The following is a 19,712-nucleotide window of genomic DNA, read 5'->3' as shown; positions in this document are numbered from 1 at the left end:
ATTAAGTAAATAGTGTATATACGGCGAACGCTATGTTAGCCGTTTTATCATTCGCTTTAAAGCGGGTGCTTTGAGTGGTTTATATAAAAGCGGGTAACCTGCATCAAGTACCCGTTCGCGAATACCTTCATCATGATTGGCAGTGTTAACGATGGCTGGCAGAGTATCAAGGCCTGATTGCTCAATAACGTCAAGGCCAGTCACACCATCATCTAGCTGATAATCAACTATCAGTAGTTGCGGTAAATCGTGAGCCGCTTTTAATTGCTTAAGCTGTGCTAAGTTTGTAGCAGTGGCTATTTCGCAGCCCCAGTTTTCAAGTAACTGTTTAAGTGCTTCGAGTACATTACTGTCGTTATCAACTAACCAAATTCGTAATCGGCCTAGCTGTGTTTCTTGGCTTTGCTCGCTATTACTAACGGCATCATGGGTATGGTTTATTTTGCAAGGTAAAGTTAAGGTAAATTGCGTGCCTTTGCCCAGCTCTGAGCCCATAACTAGGGGGATATTAAGTAAATCACAAATACGCTTAGTAATCGCCAAACCCAAACCTAATCCTTCAGCGTTATGCTTAGCGCCTAGTTGTTTAAACTCTTGATAAATAGTTTGCTGATCTGCCGTTGCAATGCCAATCCCCGTATCTTCAACAATGAACGAAACGTGCTCGTCATGAAGTTGCATTTTCAACCGAACTTCACCTTGGTCAGTATAACGAATTGCATTACTCAGTAAATTACGAAGAACTCGGCGTAGCAAGGCTTTATCTGTTGTTAAACGGACATCACAGGTTTCAATAATAAAGCTCAACCCTTTATCTTTAGCAAGCGCGGCATAGTCATTGCGAAGTGGTTCAATTAAGCTACTCGCTAAAAATTCACTGATTTGCACTTTAAACGAGCCCGAGTCTAGCTTGGTTAATTCTAAGATACTGGATAACAGTTCTTCAGCACTTCCCAGTGAGTTTTTAATATTAAGTGCTAATTCTTTAAGCTCAGTATTTTGCGCTTTTTCATTCATCAGTGAGCAAAACAAACTAGCGGCATTAAATGGCTGCAGTAAATCGTGACTCGCTGCAGCAAAAAAGCGTGTTTTACTCACAGTGGCTTGCTCTGCGACTTGCTTTGCTTGTGAAAGTTCACGATTTGCTTGCGTTAACGCAGTAGTGCGTGCCGCGACTTTTTCTTCAAGGCTGACATTGGCCTCGGTAAGTGCTTTTTGCTGTTTAACAAACTCAGTAATATCTGTATAAGTAGTTGCAAAGCCACCGCCCGGCAAAGGGTTACCTTGCATTTCAAACACCCGGCCATCATTATGTGAGCGTTGATATTTATAAGCGCTACCTTGTTTTAAATACGCCAGCCGTTTCTCAACTTCATTATTAATATTTTCGCTACTAAATAAGCCGCGTTCAGCATTAAAGCGAATAATATCAGCTACTGGCCGACCAATATAAAGCGCGTCATCAGGGTAGGCAAACATCTGTTTATAGCCTTGGTTCCACGCTACTAAGCGCAACTCACTGTCGACCACACTAATACCTTGCTGGATGTTTTCTATGGTCGACTGTAATAAATCACGATTAAACTTTAAAACCTGTGTTGCCTCATCAACAAATTCAGCTACTTGCTCAAGCGGTTGACGCTGCTCATTTTTGGCCACATCTAAAATTAACCGCGCAGATGCTCCACCAATTACTGCCGACATCTCTCGCTCTATCAATAACTCAAGCTCAACATTGGCTGGGTGCTTCCACTTACTTTTATCCGCAGGGAAATAGTCACTCACTAAAGTTTGACTGGCATCTTTTTCAGCAAAACGTTGTAGTAACGCGCCTAAGTCGTGGTAGCTAAGTGGTTGCAAGGCTGTATTCAACCGTGAATCCGTAACTTGGTTAATAAACTTATTACTTTGCAAGCGCTCAGCTAACGTGGCTTGACTAAACAAGGGCACTAAAAAATAAACAACGCAATTAATACCCAATGAAAGCAACAATGCCTGGCTTATGCTTTCCAGCCCTAGAGAAAATAAATCTGTGGGTGCGAGCCACGCAATCTGCCATGGACCATTAACTAACCAGCCATTATCACTCCCTAAACCACCTGCCAGGCTTGGTAATAGCAGGGTATAACCCCAAATAATAAAACCACTTAAGATTCCTAATTGCGCCCCTTTGCAAGAGGCTTGTCGCCACCATAGACCAATCACCATTGCAGGGGCAAACTGCGCCACAAGGGTAAACGACATCAAACCAACATTTGCAAGCGTATTTGTTTCACCCAGTATTCGATGCGTAAAGTAACTAAGCAGTAATATTAATACGATGACAATTTTTCGGGCATGGAGTAAGTTGTTCTTATTTAAGCCTCGGCTACCTGAATTCAGTTGGGATCGGCGCAAAATAAACTGATTTATAAAGTCATTGGTGATCATCACCGACAACACAATAGCCGACACAATTACCATACTGGTTGCTGCAGAGAAGCCTCCCAAAAATGCTAATAGTGCGATAAACGGATTGTCTGCCGACATGGGTAATGCCAGTACAAATGTATCGTAACCGACATCACTACCTTGAAAATAAATAAGCCCTGCATAAGCAATAGGCAGTATAAACAGGTTTATCAAAAGTAAATAAATAGGGAACAACCAGCGGGCGGTGGCAAGCTCCTTATTATTATTATTTTCAATAAAACTCATATGAAATTGCCGTGGTAAACACAGCGTCGCCAATACCCCTAATACGGTATGTGCAACATATACATAAGTTGGGCTTTGAGTCGCTGACACCTGTTTATCTATATTCAGTTCAGTGGCTTTATTAAACAGGTCCATAGGACTGTCAAATAGTGCAAAGCACACATACAAACCCACCACTATAAATGCCAACAACTTAACCACAGATTCAAATGCAATACTGGCGATTAACCCGGGGTTATGTTCACTGGGCTTTAAGCGCCGAGCACCAAATAAAATAGCAAAAAGCGCTAATAGTAACGTGATATAAAAAGTACTGTCAGCCCACACTTGTGGATTTTGTGAGGCAGTCTGAGCTGTTAACAGGTTAATACTTTGCGCCGTAGCGCTTAATTGTAAAGAGATATACGGTACAATAGCAATCACTGAAATAAGTGAAATCAAGCCCGATAAACTAGAAGATTGGCCATAACGCGTGGCAATAAAATCAGCCATTGATGTTAGCTTTTGCTGACGACAAATGTGAGCAATGCGGCAGTAAACTTGCCAACCAAATATAAATAACAAGATGGTTCCCGCATAAGTAGGCGCCAACCACCAGCCATTATTTGCAGCTTGTGCTGTAGTACCAAAAAATGCCCAAGACGTGCAGTAAACACCTAGCGAAAGCCCGTATGTTAAACCTTTAAACGGTAAAACTTTACGCTTATCAGCCCACCCAGCAACTGCAAATAAAATGGCTAGATACACAACGGCAAGCAAACTTATCGACCAAATAGTAAACATAAAACAGGCTATTCTAATTATTATTTAACCAGCATAGGCGTTTTAGACAAAAAAATCAGCACTAACTTTAGTGCTAAACATCTGTTTTATATGTACCTTTAAACAACAATAAAGTTAAATGAGAATTATTTTCAAGTGAGTGTTGACAGCAGGCTAAATCTAACTGATAATCAATATCAACAAGACGGAAAAGCACGACGACTTGTTCTGAATAAACTGACTTTTGTTTCTCGACCCAGAAACAACGTGTAGCCCACGTTAAAGCGATGGTTACCTGTTATTGATGCAACGCCCCTTGATGTTGATAACAGTTAACCGCCCTACTATTTTACTTGCTACATTGCTCATATCGGTGACGGTAGATATGAAACTAAAAAAGCCCTTACGGGCTTTTTTTATGCCTAAATTTCAGACAAATAAATGAGAATTATTTTCAACAAGATGTTGACACGCAAGTTAATCTAACTGATAATCAATATCAACAAGACGGTAAAGCACTACGGCTTGTAAGGAATAAACTGAATTTGTTTCTCGACCCTGAAACAACGTGTAGCCCACGTTAAAGCTATGATTACCTGTTATTAGCAGCAACGCCCCTTGATGATAATAATGGGTAATCGCCCTACATTTTACTTGCTACATTGCTCATATCGGTGACGGTTGATATGACACTAAAAAAGCCCTTACGGGCTTTTTTTATGCGTGAAATTTATGTGTTTTGGGATAAGCTAATTCATAAAAACTAACGGCGGTTTTTACGTGCGCGTGCTCGACGCTGTTTTTTCTCTTCTTCTTTTGCTGCTTTTTTCGCTTCAGCAGCCGCACGTAGCTCTGCCACCATAAGCTCCTCCTCTTCACGCATCCCTGGCGTTTCCATAGTAATACGGCCAATAATACCGTCACGTAATTCATTAATTAGAATTTCAGACATTTTATACGTATCAATTTGGTTACCACCACGGATACAGCCACGCTTTTTGCCTGCCATTTCAACAAATTCCCAATCACTTTGTGGTAATTCATCAATTTTATAACGCGCTTTTAGAAGCTCAGGGTAGGCATGCAATAAATATTCAGCGGTATAACTGGCTACTTCTTCATAATCGAGCGCTGTATCACGAATAGCCCCCGTCGCACCCAATCGAAAACCTGAGTTCTCATTTTCTACCTTCGGCCATAGCATACCCGGTGTATCGTAAAGCATAATGCCATCGTCAAGCTTAATACGTTGCTGCGCTTTAGTGACTGCAGGCTCATTACCTGTTTTTGCCACTATACGCCCAGCTAAGGTGTTAATCAGTGTAGACTTGCCTACATTAGGAATACCCATGATCATGGCTTTAATTTGCTTATCAGCGCCAACTTTATGCGGTACCAGCTTTCTACACAACTCGTTAATAGTATGCACTTGGCCTGCTTTATCATTACCAAACGCAATGGCTTTTACACCACTTTCTTGCTCAAAGTAATCTTTCCATGCTTGCGTCATTTTAGGGTCGGCTAAATCCGCTTTATTCAAAATTTTGATGACTGGCTTGCCTTCGCGAAGGCTCGTCACCATCGGGTTTTCACTACTGTAAGGAATGCGCGCATCAAGCACTTCAATGATCACATCCATCTGTGGCATGATTTCTTTAATTTCATTACGGGCTTTGTTCATATGCCCAGGGAACCACTGGATAGCCATTTTTAAACTCCTACGTATAAATTAGCGCTATTTTAACTGGCTCAGCGGTTAATTGCGCTATACTGGCGCAAATTTTTTCAAATAAACTGTTATGGCTCTTAAATCTACCATTATTAAGGCGCAATTATCGCTAAGCGATATGGATCGTCACCTTTACCAAGATTTCAATTTAACTCTGGCGCAGCACCCATCTGAAAATGACCAACGCTTGATGGTTCGTTTACTTGCTTATGCCCTTAATGCATGTGATGGTCTTGAGTTTACCAAGGGGCTATCGGCTGACGATGAGCCAGAAGTGTGGCATAAAAACTACAGCGATGAGATAGAGCTGTGGATTGAGCTTGGCCTTCCAGATGAAAAGCGCCTAAAAAAAGCCTGTAATAAAGCGAAAAAGGTTGTGCTGTATACTTACGGTGAAAATAACCAAGCTATCTGGTGGCAAAAGCATCAACCTAAGTTGTATGATTTTAAAAACTTAAGCATTTATAGTTTAGACTTTGAAGCAACACAAGCTCTTGCAGCATTAGTGGATCGCAATATATCGCTAACAATCACGATTCAAGATGGTGATGTGTGGGTGAGCTCTGATTCAGTTAACATTGAAGTAAAACCAGTACAATTAATGTAGTGATAGATTACATAAATTAAGAGGGCGTATGGCAATTCAACAAGTAGTAGTGTTACATGGCTTATATATGTCTGGCTTTGTTATGCGCCCACTGTGTTCTCGCCTTGAGAAAGAAGGATTGAGTATACTGAACTTATCCTATAATACGCTCACTCCAGATCGTGAAACTATTTTTAATCAAATAGATGCTTTTATTAGTGATAAAGAAACTGCGCTGGTGTGCCACTCTATGGGGGGTTTAGTCGCAAGAGCTTACCTTGAAGCGCACTCTTCACAAAGTGAAAATGTTACGAAAGTGATTACATTAGGCACGCCACATAAAGGCAGCCATATTGCGCATCAAATGCAGCAAAAGGGATTTGAAGTATTTTTGAAAAACAGCGTAGAGTTTCTGTTGTCTAAAAATGGGGATTGGCCTTTTAAAGCTAAACTTTATAGCATAGCAGGTGATTTACCCTTGGGCTTGATGCCATTAATAGCAAAAGGCAGTCAGTCTGATGGTACCGTTTTGTTAGACGAAACCAAATTAAATGGCATGGCAGAGCATAAAGTGTTTCACTTAAGTCACACCGCTATGATCTACTCACGCCAGGTAATGAACTACATTGTTGGCTTACTTGTTTAATCTTCTGCACTAGCAGCCACTTTGTAAGCAATAAATGCAATGATTGCCAAAATTAAGGGCGTCGGTGCTGCAATATAACCAAAGGTGTCAAAGTTTGCGAAGCTTGCGCCTGCTAAGTGACCTACTAACCCTACAACAAATGCAATCAACGCAATACCAATCACCACTAATTCCATTTTACTTTCTTTTTGTGTTTTAGCCTGCATGAGTTATCTCCTAATTGTTTAACTAGGTTGATTATGCGCCTGCCAAGAACTCAGTTTTTGACCTAAATCAAGTTCAAGCCCTACATCCTCATTGGCCCTTAGTAAGTTTGTTTTAGATCATATTATTGGCTTATATTTAATCAATTCTTATGTTTTAGATATTTGGGGTCGTTTTTATCTAAATCGCTCCCATGTTTGTTGAAGTGCTTAAAATTTTATTTTGATAGATTTAAACTATCATCATGATTGATTTTAACCATTTTACAGATTACTAAAAATGACTAATACTCAGTCTAACAACAGCGAATACGTTAATTATCCATTTAAGGAGAGATCATGTCACAGGTAAATGCAATTGGCCTTAACAGTGCAGAAAGTGAAGATATCGTAAAATCACTCAACGTACTGCTGAGCAGCTACCAAATTCAATATATGAACGCTCGTGGGTTTCACTGGAACATTAAAGGCCGTAACTTCTTTGAGCTACACCTTAAATTTGAAGAGATTTACAACTTATTACTTTTAAAAGTGGATGAAATTGCAGAGCGTATTTTAACCCTTGATGGTGCACCACTGCATGCGTTCTCTGATTATTTAAAGATCAGCGAGATTAAGGAAGCTAAAGGTATTAGTGACGGTGTAACAGCGGTAGAGAATTTGCTGGGCGGTTACAGCACACTTATAAAAATGCAACGCGATATTTTAGCAAAAGCAGGTGATGCTGGCGATGAAGGGACAGCGTCACTAATGGGCGATTACATTACCGAGCAAGAGAAACTTGTTTGGATGTTAAAAGCTTACTTAAATTAAGCCTTTTGCGGATAGATAAAAGCCCTCGTTAGAGGGCTCAAGTAGGGATAAATCGTTAAATAATAAGCGATTCAATTTGTATACTACCCTTTAACTAAATAACAACAACGCCACTGTTACCAGTGGCGTTTTTTTAGGTTTAAACGGCAATACCACTATTTTTAAAACAATCATCAATTACTATTGAAAGTATATTATCAAAAAATTCAATTAGAAATTCACACTTAAATTAGCAAAAAAGCGTCGACCTACAGCATCATAAATAGCTTCATCACCACCACTGGCAGAGATATATGCTGGCGGTAACTTATCAGTTAGGTTGCGAAGACCAAAATCTACACGTGTATTTTCAAATACGAAATAGCTTGCTGAAATATCGTGAGTTATAATAGAGCCTACATAACCGGGCTGCAAATCCTCTTCAATATCACCATCTGGTGACAAATCAAAACGGGCTGAACGGTCAATATAACGAGTTGTCCAGTTAAGTGTTAAATCGTTATATTTATACACAGCAGAAAAACGGGCTTGCCACTCAGGATCACCTACTTCACCATTTTCTACATTTACCGTATCTGGACGGCTTTGAAATTCAAAATCTTCTAATTCGATTAAGTGATTAACAAACAGATTTAGCTTAAGTCCACCATGCAAAGAATAATCAGCTAGGTTCATATCGTAGTCAAAATCAGCTTCAATGCCGCGTGTTGTAGTAGCTGCTGCATTTAAGAAACCTGAACGAACTAAAGTAACATCATTTGTTATTGGATCTCGATCTACCTGAGAACAAAAAGATGCATCAGGCCCATCGGCTGCATCAACACAGTTGTCTGCAATACTTTGCGTAGCAATAAATGAAATCGCGTCTTCTATTTCAATATCATAGTAATCAATAGTTAATGAAAAGTTCTCAAAAAAGCTTGGTGTCCACACTATACCGGCAGTTAATGATGTTGATGTTTCTGATTCTAATTCTGGATTACCACCACTAATAACGTCAACACTCACGTTATCATTTGCTTGGAAATCAGCTGGAATGCCTAACGCAGCACAATTAGCGCTACGATTTGGGTTATTTCCAATATTATCAGCGTCACACGGATCACTAACACGACCAAACCCCGGTGACTGAGGATTAAAGGCTTCTGCAATATTTGGTGCTCTCACGGCTTGTCCATATGTACCACGTATACGAACATCATCAACTGGTCGATATAAAAGGCCTACCTTCCATGCATCAGCAGTTCCCGCATGAGAATAGTCAGCCGTTCTATATGCAGCATCAATACCTAGCTCTTTTGCAAAAGCAACATTCGCTAGTAAAGGTAAATTCACTTCAATGAATGCTTCTGTTACATCAAACTCACCATATGCATCTGGTGTTGCAGCATTTGATAAAAAACCAGCTTTTGTGAATTCATCTGTAATACTTTCGGAGGTTTCTTCTCTATATTCAAAACCAGTCGCCAAACCAATTGCGCCACCTTGAAGTTCAAAAAACTCACCGGTATCGAACGTTACGCTACCACCAATAAACTCTTGGGTGATTGTATCTGTACGAGTAACATCTGCTGATACATAATCTTTCGCTGCTGCTGAGGCTTGATCAAAACCAAATGCATTATACGCAATACAAGCATCGCCATTTACACTGGCTGGATCTGTATAGCCCTCACCTTGGAGACTAGGTACTTGGCTTCGGCACGCAGCTTCACCTGTAGCAGGGTCAATAACAGCATCTAATGCAGCAGCTAAGTTATCTGGTATTAAATCATTCAATGTTTTACGACGATTACCTGTTTGACCATAAACATAGTAAAAATCATAATCAAAATCTGTTTCACTTAAAGTGAAAAACCCCTTAAATCCAGTAACGACGCGAAATAGCTCACGTTCGTTATCAGCACTACGGTTACCAAGCTCACCAAAAAATTTGGACATAGCAACGCTAGTGGTGCCTTCACTAAGCAATTGCTGTCGTAGATTACTATCTAAATATGGATTGTCTTCGACGTTGATTGAAATATTACCGAACTGAAAAGAGGGTTGAAATTGTTGTTCAATCTCAGAACGAACAAATTTAAAATCACTATAAAATGTATGATTATCAGTTAGGTTATAATTTAATGTAGAGCCAAGCGTTAATTTTTCAAGCGATGGTAATACGTTTTCATAATCTTGTGTATTGGCACAAAACTCACACCCGTCAGGGAAATTACCAAAAGCAAAGCTACCACTTGCTTCACGTGCAGGCATTAATTGTGCTACACCACTATTATTAAAAGTATAAATGCTTCCATTTGTACCAAACGGATTAATTACACCATTCTCACTTATTCTTTCAGAAAGCACATTTGGTACTGTAAGACGATCAGGGATACCATCGTTTTCACCTGTATTTAATGGGTTGTCTACATTACCATAAGCATTTGATTGTCTTAAATTATTTGCTAAAACTTGGCGTACTCTGTCTTGACCTGCGTGAAAAGTGATATTTCCTTTACCACCAGCGATATCTGTGCCCGCAACAACGCTAAAGCTGTGATTCTCAGTACCCACACCTTCCGTTGAGTTTCCTACTGACGCATTAAACTGCAAACCGTCAAAGTTATCTTTCAAAATAACATTAATAACACCTGATACAGCATCAGAGCCATAAATAGCAGATGCTCCTCCCGTAATAATCTCAATTTTTTCTATTAATGCCGAAGGTATTGTATTTAAATCGACCTGTGAGGAGCCTGGTGCACCTGCAACATGACGTTTACCGTTTACTAAAACGAGCGTTCTCGCCGCTCCTAAACGCCTTAAATCGGCAGAGCTTACACCTGCAGATGCGTTACTATTATTATTACCAACTAATGTATCGGTTGCACCTACGGATGGCAGCTCAGCTAAAATGCTTCCTAAATCTGGTGTCCCCCCTTTTGCAATATCTTCAGCAGTAATTGTGACAATAGGCGCTGGTTGAGATAACTTTGCTTTACTGATGCGAGAGCCGGTTACTTGAATCCGCTCTACCTTGTTAATTTCGTCACTCTCAGCTGCCACACCTTGAAATGATAAACCGCTAAATAAGGCTGCACTTAGCCCGATTGTTAATGACGATTTTTTAAATGCAACCGCATGAGCTTTGTTTGTTATTTTCATATTAATTCCCCTGAATTATCGTTTTTCTAAGTAACGAAAATGTTACTAAGTGATAACACTAAGGAAATAAAAAAATTCACTCTATCGTTATTACGTCAATCGCATAGTTGGTGGTGCAACAGGCGGGTTTTATGTGATCGAGCAATAAAACACATACAACAAAATTAACATTTTAAATTTAATATGAATGAAATTGGGATAATTCAGGTCTTCTTTGTTAAATATATAATGAGAATATCAAATGTTTACTGCTTACTTTAATGCCTTAACACTCGTTAACGATGAGGAATTCAATGCTCTGCTTGATATACAGCTTGATGGCAACAGGCATTTTTATTCCCATACATCAACAACCTTAGAGCAATTAGAGAAACTTGATACAAGCAAATTTAATGTTATATTGCTGCAACTTACCGAAACACCACACTCGGCGTTACTGATCCAGCTTATTGATCTGGGTAAACACGCTAAATTGGTTATTATCGCTGACGATCCAACACTCGCGACCTTAGCTTTTGAAGTAGGGGCTATCGATTTTATAACAACACACAGCCCACTTTCTCGGTTAAATAAATGTTTTGATAAACTTATCCACTTGTGCCCTTTAGCCAGCGCGATGGAACACGCACACCCAATCACAACGTCATTAGTGGACTCACATCTCATCGTGAAAGATATTGGCAAAGTAAGACTAATTGAAATAGATGATATTATTTGGATAAATGGCGCTGGTAACTATGTCGAGCTACATTTTTGGCAACAAGAGGGGAGCATATTACACCGTGAAACCATGAAAAATATTGAGCAACAGCTTGCACCTGCAGGGTTTATCAGAGTGCATCGCTCAACATTGGTAAAGCAAACGGTTATATCAGAGCTGGCAGCCACCGATAGTGGTGACTATAAGCTAAAACTAAAAAATGGCGTGCAACTCAATCTCTCAAGACGTTATAAAAATAGCTTAGCGACGATATTACAAACCGCTTAATCAAAGCCAGTTTTTTACATAAATATGCTCTGGATATTGCTGCGTATATTGTTGCAAGCTAGAGTGATACCGTACATCCATACCACTTTCACGCCAAATGTTCTCAAGCAGGCTTTGAGCTATTAAGTTTGGTTGAATATAATCAACTTGCTTATAGCCTCGCGCTTTTACACCATGAAAATACGCCTGAGCCACCTCCAAGCTATCGGCCGTTACTAATTCAAAGTCTGCTAAATTAATGACTGCATGCTCTATTGAATTAGGTGGTAACTTAGCGAGGTCATCAAACACTTCTTTAGTGAACGCAATCACACCTTCACGATTAAAGCATCCACTGATTTTAATATAAATCATTGGAGGCTCAATGGAGTATTGCCAATTACCATGCGCGCCAAACATTTTAGTACCTCATATGGTAGTTAAATTTTAGCTAAGCTAATAAAAAATGCAATTTCAAGCGCTTTTTCTTCTAAGCTTTTAAAGCGTCCAGATGCACCACCATGGCCTGCATCCATATCCGTTTTAAATACTAAAATATTATCATCTGTTTTGTATTCTCGCATTTTAGCCACCCACTTCATTGGCTCCCAATATTGCACTTGAGAGTCGTGTAAGCCAGTTGTGACAAGTATATGTGGGTAGGCTTGAGCTTTAATATTATCATACGGTGAATAGTCAGCAATTAGATCGTAGTACGCTGGATCATTCGGGTTTCCCCACTCATCGTATTCATTTGTGGTAAGTGGGATTGACTCATCAAGCATGGTCGTTAACACATCTAAAAATGGTACATGACAACCCACTCCTAAGTAGAGTTCTGGCGCTTGGTTAACAACCGCCCCCATCAATAAGCCACCAGCACTACCACCCGAGGCAAATACTTTATCTTTTGCGCCATAGCCTTGTTCAACTAACGCTTTTGTTACATCAATAAAATCACTAAAACTATTTTGTTTGTGCTGCTTTTTGCCTTGTTCATACCAATGACGGCCCAACATTTCACTGCCGCGGACATGTGCTATTGCGTATACAAACCCGCGATCTAATAAGCTTAAAGAGGCACTCGAAAAACTAGGATCGATTGTTATACCGTAGGCGCCATAGCCATACTGAAATAATGGATTCGTTCCGTCTTTCTCAAAGGTGTCTTTACGATACACTAACGAAACAGGCACACTTACACCGTCTCGCGCTGCTACCATTATGCGCTCTGAGCCATAATGTGAAGGGTTAAAGTCACCCAAAACTTGTTGTTGTTTTAAAAGTGTTTTTTCACCACTGCTTAAGTCAACTTCATACAGTGAGCCCGGTGTCGTTAAGCTTGAGTAATAAATACGCGCTGTTTTAGCGCTACTCTCTGGATTAGTCGCTATAGCAGCATAGTAACACGGGTCATCAAAGGCTAACGCCATGCGTTGTTGTAAGTTATTTACAACAATAAAGCGTGTTTGCCCCAGCTCTCGTTCAGTGAGAACTAAAAACTCATCAAAGATTTCAACGCCTTCTAACAATACATTGTCACGATGAGCCGTGTGTTCTTGCCACAATGTTTTATCCGATATTGTGACGGTAGTGGCTGTCATCAAGCGAAAGTTCTTAGCCTGCCAATTACTCACGATATAAAAGGTGTCACCGAGTTTATCTATATCAAATTCATGACCTTCTTCGCGCGGCATTAACTGCTTGAATTCACCCAGAGGTTGGTCTGCATCCAGTACCCAAGTATCATTTGTTTCTGTGGATGCTAAATCAATAATAATTAAACTTTCATCGCGACTTTTGCCAAGCCCCATAAAAAAGCTACTGTCGTGCTCTTCGTAAACTAATACATCGTCAGCTTGTGGTGTGCCTAATACATGGCGAAACACCTGAAAACCTAGCAATGTTTTAAGATCTTTTTTAACGTAGAACAGGGTTTTATTATCGTTTGCCCAAACGACCTGACCTTCTGTGTTCTCTAACACATCATCCAATAACGCGTCTTCATCAATAGATTTAAACTTAATCGCATAAATACGGCGCCCTTCAGTATCTTCTGAGTAAGCAAGTAGCTGCTCATTAGGGCTCACTGCTACCTCTCCAAGCTCATAAAACTCAATACCTTGCGCAAGACTATTAACATCAAGTAAGAGTTGCTTATCTTGCATAGTAATATCGCGACTACGGTAATGGCGGGCATATTCATCATCGCCACGCACTTCTGCGTGATACCAGAATTGGCCATCTTTAACCGGAAAACTATTATCGTCTTTTACTATTCGCCCTTTTAATTCTTCAAACAACTGTGTTTGAAGCGGCTTTGTAGGTGCAAGTTGGTTGTCGCAATAATCATTCTCTGCTTTTAAATGCGCTAATATTTCACTACTTTCTCTATTATCGTCACGCATCCAATAATAATCATCAACACGGGTTTTATTATGTGTTGTTAAAGCGTGTGGTTGTTTGCGCGCACGTGGCGCATTAGAAAGGACAGATAATGATATATTTTGTTGAGACACAGCTGAGCCAGTAAAAGTTTTTGTTAAGCTCAGTTTACCATATTTTTTAAATACGCATAAAAAAGCCCACTCAAATGAGTGGGCATAAAAATGCTAAATAGCATCAGAGGGAACTGTTTAATTGCACGACACTTGTTGCCATGCTAAACCCCAACTTTGACCTACGCCAGGCTCATAAAGAGGATTACTTTCTTCTTTTACCTTACAAAACTGGTCAAACGGCCAAGGTTTGCATCTGTAGATCAACCCTGTTTTGGGTTGTAAAACTTTAACGCCTGCATTGTAATCGCAGCATTTGTTTGGATAAACATAGTCATACGCAGGTTCATCTTTCTTTATGTTGTCGCATTGAGCTATACAGTGAAAGGTCAGCTCTGCATTTATAATTCCCGATCCTTTAAGGGCATAAATTTGATTAGAACGATAAGCAACAACCAAACCATGATCTGTCATTTTGCCCGCTTCTACAAGTGGAATATACATGTTGATATGTTCAGCTATATATCGCGGCCAGCTCTGCGGCTCACCTTGCTCACTGCAGGTAATCTTATAATCAAATGATAAATCGACTAGCTCTCCTTGCGCGTCATAAAAAGTTACCGTCACCATATCACCCACAAATAATCGGGTATGATGATTTAAGCAACCTATTGTCGACCACTCTCCACAGGTCAATGACGAATGCATAAACAAAGCGACACCTTAATAACACTTAATAGGTACTATCTAACATTTAAAGGGCAAAAGAAACACTTTTTAAGAACGCAGGTACACAATGAGACGATAAACCATGTGTAGCAGCCCCGCTATCTTAGTTTTAAAACCTTAGACCGGAAACTTTGCGTCCTAATCTTTCGACTAGTTTGCCAAAACAGTTGGATTATAGTGCCACACTATATAAATATCAAACAAAAGAATGTAATCAACCACACTCAAGCCATCTTAAGGTGTGGGTTTCTGTTGAAATTAAAAAGGACTCCCATTGTTGCAAAGTAACACCTTGATATTGAGCCCCTATGAAACGCTAAACTCTGCATCTTGAGGTAGTTTGGGTATATAAAATCCAGCACTCAAAACCGACTCAAACAAAAAAGCCAGTACAAAATGCACTGGCTATTAACTTATTTGCTGTTAAAGAGTACCTAAGCGAGTTGTTTTTTACGCTGAAATAGAGCTTTAACTTTATTAAATATGCCTCTAAAGAAACCGCGAATATCACTTAATATAATGTACAAACACGGTACTAATAATAAAGTGATCAGCGTTGCAAACATTACGGCAAAACCAAGCGCAACCGCCATTGGAATAACAAACTTCGCTTGTAAGCTGGTTTCAAACATAATAGGTAAAACACCGGCAAATGTCGTAATTGAAGTAAGCAATATAGGCCTAAAGCGCGCGCAGCCTGCTTCAATAACCGCTTCTTTAACGCTTATACCACCACGGCGTGCTTGGTTAACAAAGTCAGTCATTACCAGAGAATCATTGATCACAACCCCAGCTGCAGCGATTAAACCAAAGCCTGACATTAAACTGATATCTAAACCAAACCAATAGTGGCCCCAAATAGCACCGGTTAAACTAAACGGAATAACCGACATAACAATTAACGGCTGTGAGTAACTCTTTAACGGTACAGCAAGTAAAATATACACCAAGAACATACCACCAATGAAAAACATAATTTGTTCATTGGCTTGCGCTTGCTGCTCCTCAATAGCACCACCAAGCTCAGACTTAACGCTTGGGTACTCTTCTTTAAGCTGCGGTAGTAAGTTTTCTTTAACTTGCTTAACTACTTCACCCGGCTCAATGACTTCTTCATCGATGCTGCCATAGACATAAACGGTACGGTAGCCGCCTTCACGGCGAATATAGCTAATACCCGGTTTTTCAGTTAACTCAACCACATCACCGAGTAATACTTCTTTACCCTCAGGCGTCGTTACTACTGCATGTTTTAGTGATGAAAATGCTTCACGTGTTAATTTAGGATAACGCACCATTACACGTACTTCTTCGCCACCACGAATTACACGCTGCGCTTCACCGCCGTAAAAGCTAGCGCCAACTTGGTTTGCTATAGACGCTAAATCTAAGCCCAGATCATACGCAACGGGCTTTAAACTCATTTGTACTTCTTTGCTTGCAGGGTCAATCGTCGAGCTAATATCAAACAACCCTTCTTGCTGTTGCAGTAACTGAATAAAGCGACGACCCGCGTCATTTAACGTATCAATATCAGAACCAAAGAGTAAGTAACCAAACTCACCATTGCCGCCCCCGCCATTCACATCATCTTGAATAGTCAGTGACTTAACACCTGCAATATTAGGCATTGCTTCACGCCAGCGACGTGACAGTTCAAATGCATTGTAAGGGCGTAAGTCTTCCTCAACGAGCGGAGCTAATAATTGTGCTTCTGTACGGCCTCGGTTAAAGACCAATAAATCACGCACTATTTTTTGACCAAATTCGCGCTCTGTTTGCTTATCCACATTAAGCACCATAGCTTCAATTTCACGGATCGCATTAATGGTCTGAATATCAGATGCGTTATCATTCATCTCCAAATTAATTTGTGGGAAATCATGTGGTACTTTTGGTGTTGGCACCGTACGAACTTGGTTTGATGAAATCAGTCCAAAAGTCACAATAAGCAATGCAATGAACGAGAACAATACTGCCCAGCGCCATTCCACACAGCGTTTTACAAAACGCTTATATGGCCCGTTAACAAAGCCAAAAAAACGATTGTTAAAACGAGCACGCCATCCGTTTGGATTAATAGGCGAAAAATGGGTATGCGCAATATGTGCAGGTAATATAAGTTTAGATTCAATCAAGCTAAAGATTAAGCACAAGATCACGATAACAGCGATTCCATAAAAGAACGCACTTTCAGGACCGCTTGATAGTGTAAATGGAGCGAATACGGCAATGGTTGTGAGTACGCCAAATGTCGCAGGTGTTGCAACGCGTTTAGCACCATTGACTACGTTGACTACACCGCCGCCTTTTTTCTCTATTTCGGTGTAGGCACTTTCACCTATGACAATGGCGTCGTCCACCACAATCCCTAGCACCATAATAAACGCAAATAATGAAATTATATTAATGGTTACACCAAATAATGGCATCATCATCATCGCACCTAAAAAGCACACTGGTAGGCCTATCATCACCCATAACGCCAACTTAAAGCGTAAGAAGATGGATAACATAATTGCCACCAATACTGCACCTTGTAAAAGGTTTGACAACATCATATCTAAACGAGCATTAAGATAGTAAGTCATGTCCATTAGTGGTACTAAACGCACACCTAATGGCAGGTCTTTATTTTTTTGTTCAATAAAAGCTTTTACTGATTCTGCAACGGGAATCATGTTTTGATCTTCTGTTGCTTTTACAGATAAATAAACCGCATTTTCACCATTAAACTTAAAGTAACGTTCACCTTCAGTAAACTGGTCCTTAATGACCGCAATATCTTGCAGCAACACCTTCGCACCATTATTACCTATTTTTACAGGGATTTGACGAAACTCTTCGCCTGAGTAAAACTGGTTCTCAACGCGAACAGAAATAACACCAGCATCGGTTTTTAATTGGCCCGCTGAAAAGTTTGCAGAGTAACGACGAATTGCAGCAGCAACATCATTTAGCGTGAGGTTATACTGACGCAAAGTGTCAGGTTCGATTTCGATTGCAATTTCATCCAGTGGCACATCATTCACCACCAAAGATACATTCGATAGCTGCAAGAGTTCATCTTCAATGCGATTAGCAATCGGTTTAAGCTCGCTAAGTGGCAGATCAGCAACCAGTGTCATCCCAATAACATCTTGGCGAAACTCAATTTGACTTATGGTGACCGGTTCCATACCGGCTGGAAAAGTTGCAATACCATCAACACGTAGCTTCACTTTATCAAGCACTTCACTTAATTCAGCGTCAGTATTAATCTCTAACTGGGCACTACCGCCGTTACGAAATGAGCGATACACCCCTTTCTTTATTTCTGTAATATCTTTTAGAGACTCTTCAATCTTAATTAAAATGCTTTCTTCCATCTCCTGAGGCGATGCCCCTGGGTAGTTAGCATTAATAGAAATGTAATTAATTTCAACGTTTGGAAACATCTGACGTTGCATGGTGAAAAAGCTAATAACACCCATGATGATAATAAAGAACATCATCAGGTTAGCTGCAACTGAGTTATTAGCAAAATAGGCTATGATACCTGTTTGCTTTTCGTGTTTTGGAGCAGCTTGTGGTTGCTCAGAGCTGGGTAGTTCAGTGTTATTCATAACGCAGTCACCCTATTAAAGCTTTTCTGTGTCAGCACTTTGAAGTGCCTCACTTTGTTTAACGTCAGGCATACCTGCAATTTTTACCGCCATCCCTTTTTGCGGGTATTCAGGTAACGTCACAACTAGCCTATCGTCGGCTTCTAAGCCATCACTGATGTAAAAATATTCACCTTCCTCACGTACAACCTTTACTTTGCGTGCCTCAAGCTGCTGCTCAGCGTTCACAATCCATACTGTTTGGTTGTTAACTAACTCTTGTGGTAAACGGTAAATATTTTCAAGCATGGCGCCTGCAAAGTTAACTTGCACATACGTGCCAAATTTAATCGCTGGGTGCTCGTTAGCTAATCCGTATGGGTCATTAATGCGAACAACCAAGCTGCTCATACGTGTTGCCGTATCTACAATACCTAAATCGCGGTCGATTTGCGCTTCGCGACTAAAGCCATGTAAACCAGACTTTATCACGGTCGCTTTAACGCCCTTTACACGCTCAGGTAAAAACACGCTGTCAAAGCCTGCTATTGGAATAATAACTTCTGCTGATTCAATGTTGTTTAGCTCAGCTACTTGAGAGCCCATATTGATATATTGGCCTACACCAATTTCTCGGCTAACTACTAATGCATCGTAAGGTGCAGTTACTTCACAGTTATCTAAATCTCGTTGTGCGCGCTTTAAACGTGCTTGAGCAGACTTAACAGATGCTTGTGCACTGAGTACTTGCGGTTCACGTAAAAAAAGCGCTGTTCGCTCTTTATTTGGAAAACGCTTCGCTTCATCTTGCGCTACTTTAGCCTGTGCTTGCTCTTCAATTAATTGTGCTTGTGCTTGCGCCAGTTCAGCCTCAGCTTGTAGTAATGCGGCTTCATAATTATCTTTTTCAATGGTAAACAAGGTTTCACCGCGTGCCACAATACCACCGGCAACAAAATTAGGATGCCAACTCACCACCTCACCAGACACTTGCGCAGATAAACGTGTACTTTCCAGCGGCTTAACCTCACCATAACTATTAATAACTACTTGGTGGTTATTAGCAGATACTGGCTCAACTTCTACCGTAGGGCGCGTGTCTACAATCTCTTTTTTCTCTGGTTCTTGCGCAATGGCATTAATTGCCATGAATCCAGCGACACCAAAGCCCAGAATCACAAAAGGAAGGATCCCTTTAAGTAACGTTGTTCGCATAATTAATCTCCTTAATTTTTTACTGAGACCATAATAACAGAGCTGGATGAAACATTAACGTGACATTTGTAAGTAACTGTTACAAAAACTCATCTAATTATATTAGCCGCTTGTTATATTTTGATACAAAAAA

The 19,712-nt window shown here is 40.2% G+C and carries 13 protein-coding genes and 1 riboswitch; of the genes, 4 read left to right on the top strand and 9 right to left on the bottom strand.

Annotation, left to right across the window (positions count from 1 at the left end):
* Positions 1-30: 30 nt before the first annotated feature.
* The gene (locus ACFI4Z_RS10105) at positions 31-3,480 is read right to left on the bottom strand and encodes a PAS domain-containing hybrid sensor histidine kinase/response regulator (protein WP_462670480.1); all 3,450 of its coding nucleotides are present in this window, start codon (positions 3,478-3,480) and stop codon (positions 31-33) included.
* A 742-nt stretch (positions 3,481-4,222) separates the two neighbouring features.
* On the bottom strand, positions 4,223-5,167 hold the full coding sequence (gene ylqF, locus ACFI4Z_RS10100) for a ribosome biogenesis GTPase YlqF (protein ID WP_462670479.1): 945 nt from the start codon (positions 5,165-5,167) through the stop codon (positions 4,223-4,225).
* 91 nt (positions 5,168-5,258) lie between these two features.
* On the opposite strand from ylqF, the gene ACFI4Z_RS10095 reads away from it, so the two are divergent.
* Positions 5,259-5,795 carry a YaeQ family protein gene (locus ACFI4Z_RS10095; RefSeq protein ID WP_099295139.1) on the top strand — a complete coding sequence of 179 codons (537 nt, stop codon included), beginning with the start codon at positions 5,259-5,261 and terminating at the stop codon, positions 5,793-5,795.
* 28 nt (positions 5,796-5,823) lie between these two features.
* Positions 5,824-6,420 (top strand): PGAP1-like alpha/beta domain-containing protein, encoded by a 597-nt coding sequence (locus tag ACFI4Z_RS10090; protein ID WP_135474586.1) that lies wholly within the window; start codon positions 5,824-5,826, stop codon positions 6,418-6,420.
* Here the strand turns inward: ACFI4Z_RS10090 and ACFI4Z_RS10085 are convergent.
* Positions 6,417-6,626 (bottom strand): hypothetical protein, encoded by a 210-nt coding sequence (locus tag ACFI4Z_RS10085; RefSeq protein ID WP_058561053.1) that lies wholly within the window; start codon positions 6,624-6,626, stop codon positions 6,417-6,419. The genes ACFI4Z_RS10090 and ACFI4Z_RS10085 overlap by 4 nt on opposite strands.
* A gap of 336 nt (positions 6,627-6,962) precedes the next feature.
* On the opposite strand from ACFI4Z_RS10085, the gene ACFI4Z_RS10080 reads away from it, so the two are divergent.
* Positions 6,963-7,436, top strand: coding sequence for a Dps family protein (locus ACFI4Z_RS10080; protein ID WP_462670478.1), 474 nt, complete (start codon positions 6,963-6,965; stop codon positions 7,434-7,436).
* A gap of 210 nt (positions 7,437-7,646) precedes the next feature.
* Here the strand turns inward: ACFI4Z_RS10080 and ACFI4Z_RS10075 are convergent, their stop codons facing one another.
* Complete coding sequence (locus ACFI4Z_RS10075) at positions 7,647-10,586, bottom strand: TonB-dependent receptor domain-containing protein (RefSeq protein WP_462670477.1); 2,940 nt, start codon at positions 10,584-10,586, stop codon at positions 7,647-7,649.
* Positions 10,587-10,827: 241 nt separating this feature from the next.
* Between ACFI4Z_RS10075 and ACFI4Z_RS10070 the strand changes: the two genes are divergently transcribed.
* Positions 10,828-11,574, top strand: a complete 747-nt coding sequence (locus ACFI4Z_RS10070) for a LytR/AlgR family response regulator transcription factor (protein WP_462670476.1) — start codon at positions 10,828-10,830, stop codon at positions 11,572-11,574.
* Here ACFI4Z_RS10070 and ACFI4Z_RS10065 read toward each other — a convergent pair whose 3' ends face one another.
* The 5 genes from ACFI4Z_RS10065 to ACFI4Z_RS10045 form a co-directional block, all read right to left on the bottom strand.
* A complete protein-coding gene (locus ACFI4Z_RS10065; RefSeq protein ID WP_462670475.1) occupies positions 11,575-11,973 on the bottom strand; it encodes a hypothetical protein in 399 nt (132 codons plus the stop codon).
* Positions 11,974-11,993: 20 nt separating this feature from the next.
* Complete coding sequence (locus tag ACFI4Z_RS10060) at positions 11,994-14,072, bottom strand: S9 family peptidase (RefSeq protein WP_462670474.1); 2,079 nt, start codon at positions 14,070-14,072, stop codon at positions 11,994-11,996.
* A 117-nt stretch (positions 14,073-14,189) separates the two neighbouring features.
* Positions 14,190-14,759, bottom strand: coding sequence for a chitin-binding protein (locus tag ACFI4Z_RS10055; RefSeq protein WP_462670473.1), 570 nt, complete (start codon positions 14,757-14,759; stop codon positions 14,190-14,192).
* Between the two features lie 106 nt (positions 14,760-14,865).
* Positions 14,866-14,950, bottom strand: a riboswitch (cyclic di-GMP riboswitch).
* A 264-nt stretch (positions 14,951-15,214) separates the two neighbouring features.
* Complete coding sequence (locus tag ACFI4Z_RS10050; protein ID WP_462670472.1) at positions 15,215-18,385, bottom strand: efflux RND transporter permease subunit; 3,171 nt, start codon at positions 18,383-18,385, stop codon at positions 15,215-15,217.
* Positions 18,386-18,400: 15 nt separating this feature from the next.
* Positions 18,401-19,579, bottom strand: coding sequence for an efflux RND transporter periplasmic adaptor subunit (locus ACFI4Z_RS10045; RefSeq protein WP_462670471.1), 1,179 nt, complete (start codon positions 19,577-19,579; stop codon positions 18,401-18,403).
* Between the last annotated feature and the right edge of the window lie 133 nt (positions 19,580-19,712).

Source organism: Pseudoalteromonas sp. RWi3 (assembly GCF_054960735.1).
This window is presented reverse-complemented; position numbering and strand designations above follow the sequence as displayed.